Below are 17498 nucleotides of genomic sequence, written 5' to 3' on the forward strand. Positions count from 1 at the left end.
AAGAAAAACGGAAGGTAGTTACAATGGCAAAACGCGTAGGCAACATATATCTTCCGAACTGTAACTATACCTGTCTGTATAACGCCTATCGGAAAGCCGCAAAGGGTAAGCGGTACCGTGGTGACGTTTTACAATTTACTGATAACCTTGAAGGAAATCTGTTAGCCCTGTTAGACGACTTAAAGAACCACACCTATACTGTAGGCGCGTACCGGGAATTTTACGTTTATGAGCCAAAGAAAAGGCTTATTATGGCGCTTCCCTTTCGTGATCGCGTCGCCCAGTGGTGGGTGTATTCTTTGCTTTACCCTATCTTTGATAAAACTTTCATAGAAGACAGTTACGCTTGTCGGCGCGGTAAAGGCCAAAAGGCCGCTGCTGATCGTCTGCAAGATATGATAAAGCAGACGGAAGTTTTAGGCGGTAAGTGGTATTACCTTAAGCTGGACATAGCGAAATACTTCTACAGAATTTACCATGATAAGCTTATGGAAATTCTGGAAAGAAAAATTAAAGACCCGGATATGTTGGAACTGTTAAACGTTATCGTAAAAGGTGACGGTACAAACGCTTTCGGTTTGTCTATATGTGACAATGTAGAAGACGCCGAACGCCTTACTGACCGCGGTATGCCTATCGGTAATCTGACAAGCCAGCTTTTAGCAAATGTCTATTTGAATGAGTTAGACCAGTTCTGTAAAAAGGTACTGGGAACAAAATTCTATATACGTTACATGGACGACGTAATAATACTTTCACAGAGTAAGGAAGAATTACACGAAATCAAAGAACGTATAAGTAAGTTCCTGGACGAAGAACTACAGCTTGCTTTAAACAAAAAGACTTGTATACGTCCGGTATCTATGGGTATCCAGTTCGTAGGCTTACATATCTGGTCTACACACAGAACTGTAAGAAAGTCTACTTCTTTACGTATTAAACGCCGACTTAAGGCAGCTGCAAAACAGTACGTAGCAGGGAATCTTACTTACGAAAGATATAACAGCACGTTACAGTCTTATATGGGTATGATGAAACATAACGACTGTTACCGCTTTAAAATGCAGCTGTTAGAAGACGTAGAAACGATAATAAATGAAAGTGGGGTAGCAGCATGACCGGAGATACAACAATGTCTTTCGCTTTACTTATCGCCCTTGTTACGATCGCCTGTACTGTATATAACACACTTACGGGTAAAAAATCGCAGAGCCAGAAAGACGTAGATCAGCAGATTAAGGAAGCCACCCAGAAGGTGGCAGCCGATACGAAGATCAGTCTTAAGCTGGACCAGATAGGGTACGACGTAAAATCAATTAAAGAAGACATTAACACGACCAAAAAAGAGGTCCGGGAACTTGACAAAAAAGTAGCCCTTTTGGACGCTTCGATACGTTCCGCGCATAAACGTATGGATAGCGCCGGTATCGGTAGGGCGGACCTTATAGAACATATTGAACATGAGAAAATAGAAAGGAATGAACATCATGGCGAATAAAAAAGTACAGCAGCTTACAGCTGTGGAGAATGAGCAGAACGACAAGAGTAAAATTAACTGGAAAGTCAGAATTAAAAATAAGGCTTTCTGGCTGGCACTTATCCCGGCGGTACTTCTTCTTATCCAGGTTATCGCTTCGGTCTTCGGTTACACCCTTGACCTGGGCGACCTGGGTAATAAATTGCTTTCCGTCGTGGAAGCCCTGTTTATGGTTCTTTCTATTCTTGGTATCGTGGTAGACCCAACTACCGACGGTGTAGGGGATAGCAAACAGGCACTTACTTACACAGAACCGAAAAAATAATTACTGATCTGACGCCGCGCGGGGCGTCTTTTTCTTTTGGAAGAAAGGAACTTTTAACATGAAAAAAGAAAACATTACAGTATTACGAAAAATTCTTTACGCTGTAGAATCCGGCGGCCAGGTCTATGGAAAACAGAACTACGGCGCTTTTGCCGGTGTCGGCGCGAATACAGAAAACGAAAAGGCTATTACGATCGGCGCGGGCCAGTGGTACGCCGAAGAAGCCCGTACACTTCTGCTTAATATTCAGAAGAAGTACCCAAAAGAGTTTAAGAAGCTGGATACGGCCGGTATCGCAGCTGACTTAAATAAAAGCTGGGGAACCTACGGGGTAACGAAGACTTCCGCGAAAGGTAAATGTATTATCACTATCATTACTTCCGCTGGCGGTATCAAGTGCCAGGACGCTTTAATGGAAACACAGATTAAAACGTATGCCGCTTCGATCGAAAAGAAGTATGGAAGCTTAAGCGACGACGCTATGATGGAATGTATTAACATTATCCACCAGGGCGGAAGTGGAGCGCTTACCCGTATCCTGGCAAAGACACAGAAGCCGTATACCGCGAAGACAATCTACGCGGCACTTTGCACCGACCCGGCGGACAAGTCCAATAATAACCAGGTCGGCGACTACGTAACACGTCAGAAAGTCGTGTACGGCTTTATCACGAAATACTGTAACAAGGAAGGGGTTAATACTATGGGATATTCCAGACAGGCTGTAGCTGATCTTGTTAATTCCTGGGTAGGAAAGAACGAAGCAGACGGCAGTTATAAAACAATCATTGAGATTTACAACAGTTATAAGGGGACTTTCCCGCGCGGTACCAAAATGGACTATAGCTGGCCGTGGTGCGCTTGTACCTGGTCCGCAGCGGCTATTAAGCTGGGTTATACCCCGATTATGCCTATCGAAATTTCTTGCTACTATCTGATCGAAGCAGCTAAGAAAAAAGGTATCTGGATTGAAAACGACGCACACGTACCGAAAGTAGGTGAAGGGGTTCTTTACTACTGGAAAGATGGTATGAACTTCGCTACCACTGACTGTACAGGTGTTCCAGATCATGTAGGTACTGTAACAGAGGTTTACGAAAAAGCTGGTTACTTCGTCGTGACAGAAGGTAACTACAGCAACGCTGTTAAAAAGCGTACCTTGTTAATTAACGGTCGCTATATCCGTGGCTTTATCAGTCCGAAGTATACCGACGATACAGTTACACCGGTTACCCCGGCAGCTGGAAAAGACCTTACTACGGTAGCCCGTGAAGTGATCTTAGGCGTATGGGGAAATATGCCGGAACGTAAGACGAAACTGGAAGCCAGCGGTTATAATTTCACTGACGTACAGAACAAGGTAAACGAACTTCTTAACAAGAATGTTCCTACACCTTCTAAACCACAGAATACGGGTGTAACAAAAGTAGTAGCGGGTTCTGGGGCTGCAAGCTTCGACAAGTCCCTTGCTGGTTCCTACGTTACGACGACCGGTTTATATATGCGTCACGGTGCCGGTAAGAATAAACGCGCTATGGTTCTTATTCCAGAGGGTACAAAAGTACAGAACTACGGATACTACACAAGCTATAACGGTACAAAATGGCTGTATATCCAGGTTACACTTAACGGTGTGCAGTACACAGGCTTTAGCAGTAAGACATATTTAAAGAAACAGTAAGATAGGTGGGCGGTTACTTCGGTAACCGCCTTCTTTTTTGTTGTCCGAAAGTATAAAGTTGTCTTATTGACAAATTATAAAACATATCATATACTTGTCTTGTAGACAAAAATATACTTTAAGACAACGAAAGGAAGGTAGCCTATGCAGAATAATAAAACATTCTATAAAAGATGTTCCACAAGGGAACAGGCTGTAGACTTCGCGGAAAAATCCCAGGGAACTATACAGGAAGACGGCTGTACTGTAGCCTTTGACGCGTTCTACAGCATATCTAAGGCGCTGTTTAATGTGAAGTCTGATAAGTACCGTGTGTATATCAGAATCCGCCTTGCAAATGGAAACCCACTTACATATATCGTAGCCGCCAAACGTTCAAAGGACGCCTACGATATGGCAAAGAACAGAGTGAAAGAAGGGTGGTTTTAATGCCGGGAAATACAAAGAAACACAGACGCGGAAACGGGGAAGGTAGCGTATACCAGCGTAAAGATGGAACCTGGGCGGCGGTTCTTACTGTCGGCGTTAAGCCAGACGGTAAACCAGATCGGAAGTTTTTGTATGGAAAGACCAGGAAAGAAGTAGCGGATAAGCTTAGAGAAGCACAAAATAAGCTTGATGCTGGTGTTATCCCTGGGGGCGACAATGTTCTTTTTAGTACGTGGGTAATGAACTGGTTAGAAGTTGTTATAAAACCCGGTATTAAAGAACGAACCTACATAAATTATAAGGCATCTATAGAAAAACATATTATACCTGGTATCGGACGATACAAGCTTAAGGACATTACCGACGACGTAATACAAAAATACTTGAACGATCAGCAGGAACACGGAAACCTTAAACTTGAAATTAACGACGACACAGGCGAAGCGGCACCGTCCCACGGACCGGTAGCGGCGTCTTCTCTTATCCAGCAGCGACGACTTATTATAGCTGCTTTAGAATATGCTGTAGACAAGGGACGTATAAATAGAAACCCTGGAAAAAAGACAAGGCGGCCAAAAAGTAAACCGAAGACAAATAATATATTGACAGACGAAGATATGGAAACACTAGGTATTAAAGGAACGAAGTACCGTTATTATCCGGCGTATATGCTGACACTTACTACAGCTTGCAGACGTGGCGAAATACTTGGCCTTGACTGGCAGCACGTAGATATAGGGATACCCTGGACAACAGTAGACCGGTACTTTCCCTGGGGCGATATAAAGAAGCTTCCTAAGTGGGACACGAAAGCCTTAAAAATACTTCTGGAAGATCATAATATTACACTGGGGGACGGATACTTACGGCTTGTGTATCAGATGGTAGACGACAACGGTACCCCATTTAGGGACGAACTTAAAACTGATCTGTCCAGGCGTTCCCTTATGATTACCGAAGAAATGGTTCTGCTTCTGATCTTCTGGCGGCTGATACAGAATACAGAAAAAAGGAAAGCCGCAGAAAGAGGGATAGAATACAACCCGGACAACCTGGTATTTTGTACCAGGAAAGGGACTTACATTTACCCTAGAAACTTTACAAAAATGTGGAGTGAAAACCTTCGATCTATGGGTATCGACCATAAGCGTTTTCACGATCTACGCCATACAGTGGCTACGGTTATGCTGGAAGACGGCGAAGCTATGAATACAGTACAGGAACAGCTAGGACACTACGACGCTGGCTTTACAGCTTCCAGATACGGACACGTTACTGCTAAAATGAGAAATAGCGCAGCTGTAAAGCTTGGCGAACGTCTGGAAAAGGTAAGGAACCCGGAAGCAGAGGACGCAGAAGACGCCAACAGCGTAAAGAAGGAAGATACCGTTATTCCTTTCCAGGAAGGACGCAAGCTTAAGTCTGCCGCGTGTAAAATTAAATAGTGGACAAAAACGCCGACGCTTATTATAATTGTCTATAAGACAAACGAAAGGGGTGGAAACAGTGATAGGCAAGAACATACAATTTTACCGTGATCTTCGCGAAATGAAGGGGAAAGACCTGGCCGCGAAGGTAGGGTGTTCCGTCGGCGCTTTGTCCCATATAGAGAAAGGAAGCAGACAGCCCAGCGTAGATATGCTATATAAAATAGCTGACGCGCTGGACGTTTCGGTTATAAACCTGGTACTTGACGAAAAGGAAATAAATAGATTTTACTATGACGATGCTGTTAAGGCGTTCCACCCAGGAAGCGAACAGCTTAACCGTGTCCTGGATATTCTGAAAAAGGATAACGCCGCCTGGTCGGACGCGAAACGTATAGCGATCGTAAACTTAGACGACGTGTAGCAAACTGTAGTAAAAATGTAGTAAAAGGAGATTTTAAACAATGAAAAATGCTTATAATACCAGTGCTTACGGGTCCTTCGCTTACGTCTACGACATTTTCATGGACAATGTGGATTACCAGACCTGGGGCAAATGGCTGAAGCAGCAGCTTGCAGCGAAGGGAATCACAGACGGACTTGTGCTGGATCTTGGCTGCGGCACGGGAACCATGACTGAGATACTGGCAGAGGCTGGCTATGACATGATCGGAGTGGATAATTCCGGGGAAATGCTGGCAGAGGCCATGGAGAAACGAGTAGAGTCCGGGCATGACATCCTGTATCTTCTTCAGGATATGCAGGAGTTTGAACTTTATGGAACCGTACGGGCTGTGGTAAGCGTGTGTGACAGTCTGAATTACATAACAGAGGAAGAGGAGCTGGAGCATGTGTTTGCCCTGGTAAATAATTATCTGGATCCTCAGGGGATTTTTCTGTTTGATATGAATACGGTTTATAAGTATCAGACTATGATCGGGAATACTACGATTGCTGAGAACCGGGATGAGGGAAGCTTTATCTGGGAGAACAGTTATGATGAGGAGACCGGGATTAATACGTATGAGCTGGCTCTGTTTATTCCAAGAGAGGACGGACTTTATGAGAAGGATGAGGAGGTTCACTATCAGAGAGCCTATTCTTTGGAGAAGATCAAGGAACTTATTGGAAAAGCGGGAATGGAGCTTCTGGCAGTGTATGATGCTTATACACTGGAGCCACCGAAGGAAGATAGCGGAAGGCTTACCTTTGTAGTAAGGGAACATGGTAAATGATAATATAATAATAAGATAAATAGCTATAGGATTACGATTAACATTATAACAGTATAGATTGGAGAATACACATGAATGATTATATCATCCGCGCGACTGCAGCTAACGACCAGATCCGTGCATTTGCGGCAGTGACCACTGAGATGGTGGAGACTGCAAGAGAGCACCATAATACAAGTCCGGTGGCTACGGCAGCGCTTGGAAGACTTCTTACTGCAGGAGCCATGATGGGCTCTATGATGAAGGGAGAGAAAGATGTTCTGACTCTTCAGATCAAGGCCGGCGGCCCTCTTCAGGGAATTACGGTAACTGCCGATTCCCAGGGAAATGTAAAGGGCTATGTAGGAAATCCAGATGTCTGCATTCCGGCAAATTCCAAAGGGAAGCTGGACGTTGCAGGAGCTGTTGGTCCTGGATTCCTGACTGTGATTAAGGATATGGGGCTGAAAGAGCCTTACAGCGGACAGGTTATGCTTCAGACCTGTGAGATTGCAGAAGACCTGACCTATTATTTTGCAACAAGTGAGCAGGTACCGTCCGCAGTTGGACTTGGAGTCCTGATGAATAAGAATAATACAGTACGTCAGGCTGGTGGATTTATTGTACAGCTGATGCCATTTGCAGAGGAAGAAGTGATTTCCAGGTTAGAGCAGAACGTACAGAAGATCAATTCTGTCACCAACCTGTTAGAGGAGGGACATACCCCGGAGAGTCTGCTGGAGAAAGTGCTGGAAGGCTTTGACGTGCAGATCAATGAGAAAATGGACACCCGTTTCCGCTGCAACTGCTCCAAGGAGCGAGTAGCGAAAGCGTTGATCAGCATTGGCAGAAAAGAATTAAACGAAATGATCCAGGAAGGCAAGCCAATCGAGATGAACTGCCATTTCTGTAATACCAACTACAATTTTACAGTAGAAGAGCTGAAAGAAATTCTAAGAAGATGCAAATAAGCTGAATTGAGACAGAATCACTATTTTCCGTCGTAGACGCACATCTTGCAGAAAGCCTTTTTCAAACATGCTCTAAGGCGTGGAAATGGTTAGATAAGAGAGGATTAGGATATGAATCAGGGATTTATTAAAGTAGCGGCAGGAACGCCGCAGGTTACAGTTGCTGATTGTAAGGCCAATACCAGGGCAATTCTGGAAGTAATCCGTGAAATGGAGACACAGCATGCCAAGCTGATGGTGTTGCCGGAGCTTTGCATCACAGGCTATACCTGTCAGGATCTTTTCCTTCAGAGAAGACTGCTGGACAGTGCCTGGGAGAGCCTTCTGACTATTGCAGAGGAGACTGCGGATGTGGATGCGCTGATCTTTGTGGGACTTCCTATGCGGATGAACGGCAAGCTCTACAATGTGGCAGCAGTATTGAACCACGGAAATATTCTTGGATTTGTACCTAAGACTCACATTCCAAACTATAATGAATTCTATGAGCAGAGACACTTTGCTTCCGGGGCGGATGTGTGGACAGATGTGACAGTTGGGGAGGAAAGCGTACCTTTTGCCAGCAATCTGATTTTCTCATGTGAAGGACTGCCGGAGCTGACAGTTGGCGCGGAGATCTGCGAGGATCTGTGGGTTCCACTTCCGCCTAGTGTAAATCTGGCACAGGGCGGTGCCCATATTATCGTCAATCTTTCAGCCAGTGATGAGATGGTTGGCAAGGATTCCTACCGCCGTGATCTGGTGAAGGGTCAGTCTGCCAGACTGGTGTGCGGCTATATTTACGCCACAGCAGGAGAGGGTGAATCCTCCCAGGATCTGGTATTTGGCGGACAGAACCTGATCGCAGAGAATGGCACCATGCTGGCAGAGGCGAAGCGCTTCCAGAACACTGTGATCTACGGAGAAATTGATGTGCAGAGACTGGCAGATGAGAGAAGACGACTTTCCACCTATCCGGCATCTGATGATGCTGACTGCCAGATCGTACCTTTTGATGTGGAAGTGGAAGAGACCTCTCTTACCAGGAAGTTTGCCCCCTATCCTTTCGTACCTTCTGTAAAAGAAGAGCGTGATATGCGCTGTGAGGAGATTCTGAACATTCAGGCTATGGGACTTAAGAAGCGAATGAGCCACATCCACTGCCAAAAGGCAATGGTCGGACTTTCCGGGGGACTTGATTCTACACTGGCATTGCTTGTAATTGCACGTACTTTCCAGCTGATGGGACTGCCATCTGAGAATATCCGCTGCATTACCATGCCATGCTTTGGTACCACAGACAGAACTTACCAGAATGCCTGCAAATTAAGCCAGTGCCTTGGTGCTTCTCTGACGGAGGTCAATATTAAAGAGGCGGTAAATATCCATTTCCGTGATATCGGTCACGATGATTCCGTTCATGATGTAACCTATGAGAACTGTCAGGCCAGAGAGCGTACGCAGATTCTTATGGATATGGCAAACCAGGAGGGAGCACTTCTTGTGGGAACCGGTGACCTTTCCGAGCTTGCTCTTGGATGGGCAACCTATAATGGAGACCATATGTCCATGTATGGTGTAAATGCCTCTGTTCCCAAAACGCTTGTAAGACATCTTGTCCGCTATTATGCAGATACCTGCGGAGAGAAAGAACTGGAAGAAGTTCTTCTGGATATTCTGGATACTCCGGTAAGTCCGGAACTTCTGCCGCCTAAGGACGGCAAGATCGCGCAGAAAACAGAAGATCTGGTTGGTCCTTATGAACTTCATGATTTTTATCTGTATTATATGCTTCGTGCAGGCTTTGAACCGGATAAGATCTATCGCATTGCCTGCTGTACCTTTGAGGGTACCTATGACAAGGCTACGATTCTGAAATGGCTGAAAATCTTCTACCGCAGATTTTTTGCCCAGCAGTTCAAACGCTCCTGTCTTCCTGACGGCCCGAAGGTAGGTAGTGTGGCACTGTCTCCAAGAGGTGACCTGCGTATGCCAAGTGATGCAAGCGCAGAGGTATGGATGGAAGCTCTGGAGAAGCTTGAAGTATAAAACGATTGTACGGTACGCTTTTCATGCATTTTGCAGCTGTATTTCGCGGAGCATGCAGCTGTAAAGGTGGGAAATAATTAGGTTTGTTTATTGCTCTGCCGGCGGAGAACTTACATGGTTCTCCGCCTTTTTTAATGCATCTTCAATGGCAGAAATAAGCAGCTGTGACGTATATTTCCTGTCTGTGGAATATTTCAAGTCGTCCAGGGACTGGCTGTCAACAATCTGGCTGGCCAGTGACTCCAGAGAAGGCTTTACCAGCGGAAACATGGCAGTGGTGCTTTCACTTAAATTTACCAGCTCAATAGACTGGATATTGTTTTGATCTACTGTAACTTCCACGTCAAAAGTATTTTTATTCAAAGTAAGGGAACTGCGGTAAACGCCAGGCGTATAAAGCCCCTCTCCAGCAGCAGAAGTGGTCTGGCTTTTTCCAGGCCCGAACATAAAGTAGATCAGGATTCCCAGAAGAACAGCAAGAATCAGAAAGGCGATGGTATATACCACTTCCTTCATATGTAACACGATGATCCTGGTTTTCGAACTCATGGACTGCGCCTCCTGTATCGCACTGATAATGAAAAAAATAATCCTGGCCGCAAAAACCAGGCTTTAATCTTCTTATTCTATCCTATTATCAAAGCATGGAAAATATGATAGAATATAAAGCAGAATGTTTTTTTATCAGATACAGGCTTTTTTATTCCATACAATTGGCAGAAGGAGGAAAAAACGTGTCCCTACAATTCATCATCGGCAGCTCCGGTATTGGCAAGACGCATTATGCATGTGAACAGATCATCCGGGAATCTATGGAAAATCCACAGCACCTGTACTATATTATCGTCCCGGAACAGTTCACCATGCAGACACAGAAAAACGTAGTCGAAATGCATCCCGGAAAGGGAATCCTGAATATCGACGTGCTCAGCTTTCAGCGCCTTGCCTATCGTATTTTCGAGGAGACAGGCGGCGCTATGGAGGTGCTTCTGGATGACACTGGAAAAAGTATGGTTCTTCAGAAGCTGGTGCAGCAGCATCGCAAAAATCTGCCCTATCTTGGCAGCCAGATGAACAAACCGGGCTATCTGGACGAAGTGAAATCTCTGATTTCAGAATTTATGCAGTATGATATCCGGGAAGAAGAACTGCAGGACATGCTGGGAAAAACAGGGGAAGACTCTCTTCTTCATATGAAAATGCAGGATGTGGGTGTCCTTTATCAGGCCTTTCTTCAGTATCTGGAAGGTCATTATATGACCGGCGAAGGCGTGATGGACGCTTTGAAAAAAGCCATTCCTTTTTCTGATAAACTGAAAAAATCCGTACTCCTTCTGGATGGCTTCACCGGTTTTACTCCGGTGCAGATGAACGTGATCCGGGAACTTTTAAATGTCTGCGATAAGGTTCTGGTAACTGTTACCATGGATGCCGGAGAAAATCCTTTACAGATGGGAAAACCACATCAGTTGTTCTATATGAGCAGGAAAATGATCCACACCTTGTCCGGTCTGACCAGCAATTTGGATGATCCCATTCTTCTGAAAGATGAGAGAAAGGGCCGCTTTGGAAATTTCACCTCTCTTGACTTTCTGGAGAAGCATCTTTTCCGCTACAGAAGATCTGTCTATGAGAAGAAACAGGAAGAAATCTGCATATTTGCAGCAGAATCCCCTGTAAAAGAACTGGAAGAGACAGCCAGGAGAATACGCCGTCTGGTCCGTGAAAAAAATCTGAAATACGGAGAAATCGCTGTGATTACCGGAAATCTGGAGGCGTACAAAAGTATTGCATCTCAGGTATTCGAGGAATCCCGGATCCCTTACTTCCTGGATGAGAAGCACACCATTCTGATGAACCCATTTATAGAATATATTCGTGCTGCTCTTGAAATGGTTACAAAGGGTTTTTCCTACGAAAGTGTTTTCCGGTATCTGCGCTGTGATATGTCAGGCCTTGCAAGGGACCAGGTGGATATGCTGGAGAATTATGTGCTTGCCCTTGGAATTCGCGGTTACAAAAAGTGGTCCGAGAAGTGGGTGAGAGTTTACCGGACCATGGATCCGGAGGATATTCAAGTCCTGAACGAATACCGGGAAATATTTGTGAGGGAGGCTGAGATCCTGGCTCAGGGATTTTCCAGTGGAAAGAGAAAAGTATGTGAATATTGTTATAGTTTATATCAGTTTATCGAAAGCTGTGAAATACAGAAAAAACTAAAGAAACAGGAGCTTTTCTTTAAAGAAAAAGGAGAAAAAGCTCTGGAAAAAGAATACGCCCAGATATACGGAATTGTTATGGAACTTCTTGACCGCATGGTAGAGATCCTTGGAGAGGAAGAAATTACAAGAACGGAATTTGTCCAGCTTCTGGAAACTGGTTTTGCCAAGTCAAAGGTTGCGCTGATCCCGCCCAGTATGGATCAGGTCCTTGTTGGAGATATGGAAAGAACCCGTCTGAAAGAAATAAAGGCATTGTTTTTTGTAGGTGTAAACGAGGGGAATATTCCGAAAAATACAGACTCTGGCGGAATTCTGACCCAGATGGACAGAGAATTCTTTGCAGATGAGGGAATGGAGCTTGCACCAGGTCCGAAAGAGCTGATGAACACCCAGCGCTTTTATCTGTATCTGAATCTGACAAAGCCAAGTGAGCATTTGTGCCTTTCCTACAGTTTATCAAATGGAAAAGGAGAACCTATAAGTCCTGCATATCTGATCCACAGTATACAGGCTCTATATCCCGGACTGGAGGTGAAAAATGCAGGTGATGAGGAATTCAGCCTGAACGCCATGGAGCTTCCGGGAACCAGTCTGGAATGCTTCCTGAAAGGTCTTGGAGAGGGCGCTGTGGGACAGGGAAGTCCTTTGTACAGCGAGCTTTACAGCTGGTATCTTAGAAGTCCTAAATATAGGACTTTAGCCAGGAAGCTGGTGGAGGCTTCCAGAACCAGAAAGCCTGCCGATATTATCAGCGAAAGTGTGGCAAAGGTTCTCTATGGAGAGGTGTCGCCCTACAGTGCCACCAGGCTGGAGCGTTATTCTGCCTGTGCTTTTGCCCATTTCCTCCAGTATGGTCTCAAACTTACGGAGCGTGCAGAGTATGAATTCCGCGCCATGGATATGGGAAATATTATGCACAAGGTGCTGGAGTCTCTGATAAAGGAAGTGAACAAAGAAAAGCTTTCTCTGGCAGAGCTTTCTGAGGAAGAGCGGGATGCGCTGGCAGACCGCCTGGTAGATGAAATAAGTGCAGATTATGGCAATACCATTCTAAAAAGCAGTGCACGCAATGAATATATGATTCAGCGCACCAAGCGAATGGTACGAAGAACTGTGTGGGCAATTCAGAAACAGCTGAAATCCGGGGAATTTGAGCCGGAAGGTGTGGAAGTTGTTTTTCAGGGCGGTCGGATCGATCGCGTGGATACTATGGAGACAGATGATGGGAAGCTGTATGTCCGGGTCATTGATTATAAGACCGGGAATACTTCTTTTGATCTGGTTTCTTTGTATCATGGTCTGCAGCTGCAGCTGATGATCTACATGGACGGTGCCCTTACCGTAGAGCAAAACAAGCATAAGGATAAAGATGTGATTCCTGCAGGGGTATTTTATTACAATATCAAGGATCCTATGATTCAGGAAAAAATAGATGCAGATATAGAGACTGTCCAGGAAAAAGTGCTGAAGGAACTAAAGATGAACGGACTGGTTCTGAAAGATAAAGAACTGGTACAAAAAATGGACAGTTCCCTTGTGTCAATTCCCGTATCCTTTAACAAAGACGGAAGCTTCCGGAAAAATTCTTCTGTAGCCTCAAAAGAGCAGTTTGATATTTTAAACCGTTATGTAAAAACAAAGATTTCTCATATCAGACAGTCCATTATGACCGGAGATGCCCAGGTTTCCCCTTATATGATGGGAAAGAAAAATGCCTGTACCTACTGTCCTTACAGCGGCGTATGCGGTTTTGATATGGACATTCCAGGCTATGAATTCCGCAGGTTGAAAAACTTTACAGATGAAGAGCTGTGGGATGCTTTTGTGAAGGAGGTGGATGAATAATGGCAGTGAACTGGACGAAAGAACAGGAGCAGGTTATTAATTTAAGAAACCGGAATATTCTGGTAAGTGCAGCAGCTGGTTCCGGAAAGACTGCGGTGCTTGTGCAGCGAATTCTAAAAAAGGTGATGGATCCGGAGCATCCTGTTGACATTGACAGGCTGCTGATCATGACGTTCACAAGAGCAGCAGCAGGGGAAATGCGGGAACGAATTGCAAATGCCCTGGAGGATGCTCTCTGTGAGAATCCGGACAATGAGCATCTGCAGCGCCAGACTACCTTGATCCATACGGCGCAGATCACCACGATAGATGGCTTCTGTGCTTATGTGATCCGCAATTATTTCCATCTTATTGGTCTGGATCCTGGTTATCGGACAGGAGAAGAGGGAGAATTGAAGCTTCTGAAAGAGGACGTGATGAAGGAGCTTCTGGAGAACTATTACATAAAAGATGACAAAAAGTTTAAGTATTTTATCGAATGCTACGCATCAGGCAAAACAGATGATGGAATCAAAGAACTGATTTATTCTCTGTATAATGCTGCCATGAGCAATCCATATCCGGATACCTGGCTGGAAGAATGCATAGATAGTTATAGAAATACGGATTTAGAGTCTGTAAAATCATCAGAATGGATGAATTTGTTATGGAAAAACATTACGGAGGATCTTTGCCAGGCAAAGGAACTGATTACCCAGGCAAGAAGCTTTTGCAATGCGCCAGGAGGACCATACCTGTATGATGAAGCACTGCAAAGTGATCTCATCCTCATTCGTGCAGCAGAAGAGAAAGCCGCCGCCGGTGATTTTGACGGAGCAGGAGAGCTTCTTGGCAAACCGGCTTTTGCCGCTCTTTCCAGAAAGAAACCAAAAGATCCTGTAGATGATACGCTGAAAGAGCAGGTAAAATCTCTTCGGGAAAATGCAAAGGATATTTTAAAGGATATTGGAACACGGTATTTTTCCGTAAAGGAGGAGGAACTTCCAGTGCTTCTGGAAACCTGCCGGGAGCCTGTAGAAATGCTGGTGGAGCTTACCAGGGAATTTATCCGTATGTATGGAGAGAAGAAGCGGGAAAAAAATATTCTGGACTTTACGGACATGGAGCATTTTGCGCTGGAAATCCTGATTCAAAGGGTTCATGCAGCGGAAGAAAATGGCGAAAACGACGGTAATTGGACTGGAGAGAGCAAGTATATTTATCACATGAGTCCGGCAGCACGTGAACTTTCCCTGAAATATGACGAGGTCATGGTGGATGAGTACCAGGACAGTAACCTGGTACAGGAAATGATCACTAACTGTGTTTCCGGCTGGGCAGATGGAAGAAAAAATATATTCATGGTAGGTGATGTGAAGCAGAGCATTTACCGGTTCCGCCTTGCCAGACCAGAGCTTTTTATGGAAAAGTATGAACAGTACAGTTTAACGGACAGTACGGAACAGCGAATCGATCTTCATAAAAATTTCCGCAGCCGGTCTCAGGTATTGGATAGTGCAAACTTTATTTTCCGTCAGATTATGGGAACAGATCTTGGTGGAATTGCCTACGATAAAGCCGCAGCTCTTTATCCTGGAGCTGTGTTTCCGGAAGGAAACAAGGAAAGCTTTCTTCCTGCAGAAGTTCTTCTGGTAGAAAAGGATTCTGAAGAACTGGAGGATCTGATGGAAGGAAAGGATGCCCGGGAACTGGAGGCTCTTGCTATTTCCCACAGAATTAAGGAAATTGTGGGAAAAGAGCTGGTACTTGATAAAGAAACCAAAGAATATCGTCCTGCGAAATACGGAGATATTGTAATCCTTCTTCGCACCGCCTCCGGCTGGTCAGAAACCTTTACAGAGGTGCTTTCTGCCCACGGAATTCCTGTGTATGCCGCTTCAAAGACGGGATATTTTTCCGCACTTGAGGTGGTTACGATTCTGAATTATCTGCAGGTCTGCGATAATCCTCTTCAGGATATTCCTTTGACGGGTGTGCTGAGGTCGCCGCTGGTGGGATGTACTACCCAGGAGCTTGCCGTTTTGCGGGAAGAACATCCGAAGGGGATGCTGTATGACAGCGTGTTGAATTTCCTGGAAGAATATGAGGGGCAGGAAAGAACTCTTTACCACAAATTACATGGTTTTATAGTCCTGCTGAATGAAATGCGTGATCTTGCGGTGTACACTCCTGTGCATGAGCTGATTCTTGAGATTCTCCGCAGAACCGGCTATGGTAATTATGCGAAAGCTCTGCCAAATGGTGCACAGCGGAGCGCCAACCTCGCTATGCTGGTGGAAAAGGCAATGGATTATGAGAAGACCAGTTACAGAGGCTTATTTAATTTTGTCCGATATATTGAACATTTGCAAAAATATGAAGTTGATTATGGCGAAGTAAATCTTTCTGGCGCAGGAGAAGGTTCCGTGGAAATCATGACGATCCACAAGAGCAAGGGACTCGAGTTTCCGATTGTAATCCTTGCCGGTATGGGAAAACAGTTCAATATGCAGGATCTGAACGCCAGACTTCTGATTCATCCGGATTACGGTCTTGGCGCTGACGCCATTTTGCCAGACCGGCGGATGATTGTGTCAACACTGTATAAGCAGGTGATCCGCCGTAAGCTTCTGGAAGAGACTCTGGGGGAGGAAATCCGAGTACTTTACGTTGCCCTGACGCGTGCCAAGGAGAAACTGATCATGACCGGAACAATAGGAAATCTGGAAAAAAGGCTGCTTTCTTTATACAGATTCCGCGAAAATGAACAGGAACTTCTTCCGGCAGAAACGAGACTGAATGGAAAAACTTACTGGGATTATGTGCTTCCTGCGCTTGCAAGGCACCGCTGCATGGATGAACTTTTTGAGGAGTTTGGATTGCTGCCATCCCATGATAATCTGCTTTATGATGATCCGGCAGAGTTTCAGGTGAAAAGGATCACAGCGCGGACTTTAACGGAGGCTGAAGTGGTGGAACAGGCTGTCGGGCAGATGGAAGACGATATTCTGGATAACTGGGATTGTGAGAAAATCGTGGATCCTGAAATCAAAGCGGAACTGGAAAAGCGTTTTGGATTTGTATATCCTTATGAATATCGTAAAGATATTCCGGTGAAGGTCAGCGTATCGGATCTGAAAAAGAAGAGTTACCATGAAGATACGGATATTGAAGAAGCTGTATATTTTGAACCGGACATTGTTCCGCTGGTTCCAAGATTTATTGAGGAAAAGAAGGAAACGGAAGAGGCGTTCACAGGTTCGGCAAGAGGTACTGCTTACCATCGTGTGATGGAATGTCTTGAGTACAATAAAACGGATAGTGCACAGCAGCTGAAAGAGCAGATCAACGCACTGGTTCAGAGCAAAAAAATGTCTGAGGCAGAAGCAGAATGTATCAGAATTTCAGATATTCAGTCTTTTGTGAATGGGGCACTGGGGCAGAGAATGAAAGTCGCTGCATTATCGGGGCTTCTTTTCAGGGAACAGCCTTTTGTCATTTCCAGAAGTGCTGCTGAAATAGATGAGGCATGGGATCCCAAGGAACGTGTGCTTGTGCAGGGAATCATAGACGCTTATTTTCTGGAAGGGGATGAGATCGTGCTGGTTGATTACAAGACGGATCGTGTGCGCAGAGGGGAAGAGCAGAAGCTGGTTAATCTGTATCACACTCAGCTGGAGGATTATGCTCAGGCACTTCATAGAATGACTGGGCGTAGGGTGAAAGAGAAGTATATTTATTCTTTTACGTTGAAAAAAGAGATATTGTTAGGATGATTGCTTGTGTTCGCAGAAGGTGCGTGGATGTGGCGTGCCTGATCTGAGAACTGTGCGAAGAACCCGGAAAATCTAAGAGAACAGGATTTTGCTAAAAGCGAAGACATGAGAGGCCAAACTCGCT

13 protein-coding genes are annotated in these 17498 nt (G+C 45.0%); 12 read left to right on the top strand and 1 reads right to left on the bottom strand.

The features are described from left to right. The first annotated feature begins 23 nt into the window (after positions 1–23). The 10 genes from ABHC48_RS03175 (at position 24) to ABHC48_RS03220 (ending at position 9552) form a co-directional block, all read left to right on the top strand. Positions 24–1118, top strand: coding sequence for a reverse transcriptase/maturase family protein (locus ABHC48_RS03175; protein ID WP_195274098.1), 1095 nt, complete (start codon positions 24–26; stop codon positions 1116–1118). 14 nt (positions 1119–1132) lie between these two features. Continuing rightward, entirely contained in the window at positions 1133–1498 is a 366-nt protein-coding gene (locus tag ABHC48_RS03180; protein ID WP_118173830.1) for a hypothetical protein, read from the top strand. Further along, positions 1488–1802: a phage holin gene (locus ABHC48_RS03185; RefSeq protein WP_173769009.1), complete on the top strand. Its 315-nt coding sequence runs from the start codon at positions 1488–1490 to the stop codon at positions 1800–1802. Before ABHC48_RS03180 ends, ABHC48_RS03185 begins: the two co-directional genes overlap by 11 nt. A gap of 58 nt (positions 1803–1860) precedes the next feature. Continuing rightward, positions 1861–3483: a hypothetical protein gene (locus ABHC48_RS03190; RefSeq protein ID WP_195699862.1), complete on the top strand. Its 1623-nt coding sequence runs from the start codon at positions 1861–1863 to the stop codon at positions 3481–3483. Positions 3484–3627: 144 nt separating this feature from the next. Continuing rightward, positions 3628–3912, top strand: coding sequence for a hypothetical protein (locus ABHC48_RS03195; protein ID WP_173769005.1), 285 nt, complete (start codon positions 3628–3630; stop codon positions 3910–3912). Then, entirely contained in the window at positions 3912–5357 is a 1446-nt protein-coding gene (locus tag ABHC48_RS03200) for a site-specific integrase (protein ID WP_195699863.1), read from the top strand. The genes ABHC48_RS03195 and ABHC48_RS03200 overlap by 1 nt, the downstream gene beginning before the upstream one ends. Before the next feature lie 61 nt (positions 5358–5418). Beyond that, on the top strand, positions 5419–5763 hold the full coding sequence (locus ABHC48_RS03205) for a helix-turn-helix transcriptional regulator (protein ID WP_118173824.1): 345 nt from the start codon (positions 5419–5421) through the stop codon (positions 5761–5763). A gap of 40 nt (positions 5764–5803) precedes the next feature. Next, positions 5804–6574 (top strand): class I SAM-dependent methyltransferase, encoded by a 771-nt coding sequence (locus ABHC48_RS03210; RefSeq protein WP_195699864.1) that lies wholly within the window; start codon positions 5804–5806, stop codon positions 6572–6574. Positions 6575–6645: 71 nt separating this feature from the next. After that, on the top strand, positions 6646–7524 hold the full coding sequence (gene hslO / locus ABHC48_RS03215; protein ID WP_173717446.1) for an Hsp33 family molecular chaperone HslO: 879 nt from the start codon (positions 6646–6648) through the stop codon (positions 7522–7524). A 111-nt stretch (positions 7525–7635) separates the two neighbouring features. Next, positions 7636–9552 carry an NAD(+) synthase gene (locus tag ABHC48_RS03220; RefSeq protein WP_195699865.1) on the top strand — a complete coding sequence of 639 codons (1917 nt, stop codon included), beginning with the start codon at positions 7636–7638 and terminating at the stop codon, positions 9550–9552. A gap of 87 nt (positions 9553–9639) precedes the next feature. On the opposite strand, the gene ABHC48_RS03225 is transcribed toward ABHC48_RS03220, so the two are convergent. Further along, on the bottom strand, positions 9640–10101 hold the full coding sequence (locus tag ABHC48_RS03225; protein WP_173717448.1) for a hypothetical protein: 462 nt from the start codon (positions 10099–10101) through the stop codon (positions 9640–9642). Positions 10102–10286: 185 nt separating this feature from the next. Here ABHC48_RS03225 and addB point away from each other — a divergent pair, with 185 nt between their 5' ends. Continuing rightward, entirely contained in the window at positions 10287–13619 is a 3333-nt protein-coding gene (gene addB, locus ABHC48_RS03230; protein ID WP_195699866.1) for a helicase-exonuclease AddAB subunit AddB, read from the top strand. Then, positions 13619–17374 (top strand): helicase-exonuclease AddAB subunit AddA, encoded by a 3756-nt coding sequence (gene addA / locus ABHC48_RS03235; protein ID WP_195699867.1) that lies wholly within the window; start codon positions 13619–13621, stop codon positions 17372–17374. Before addB ends, addA begins: the two co-directional genes overlap by 1 nt. The last annotated feature ends 124 nt before the right edge of the window (positions 17375–17498 follow it).

This window comes from Ruminococcus sp. 1001136sp1 (assembly GCF_039841815.1).
Taxonomy (GTDB): Bacteria; Bacillota; Clostridia; order Lachnospirales; family Lachnospiraceae; genus Blautia_A; species Blautia_A faecis.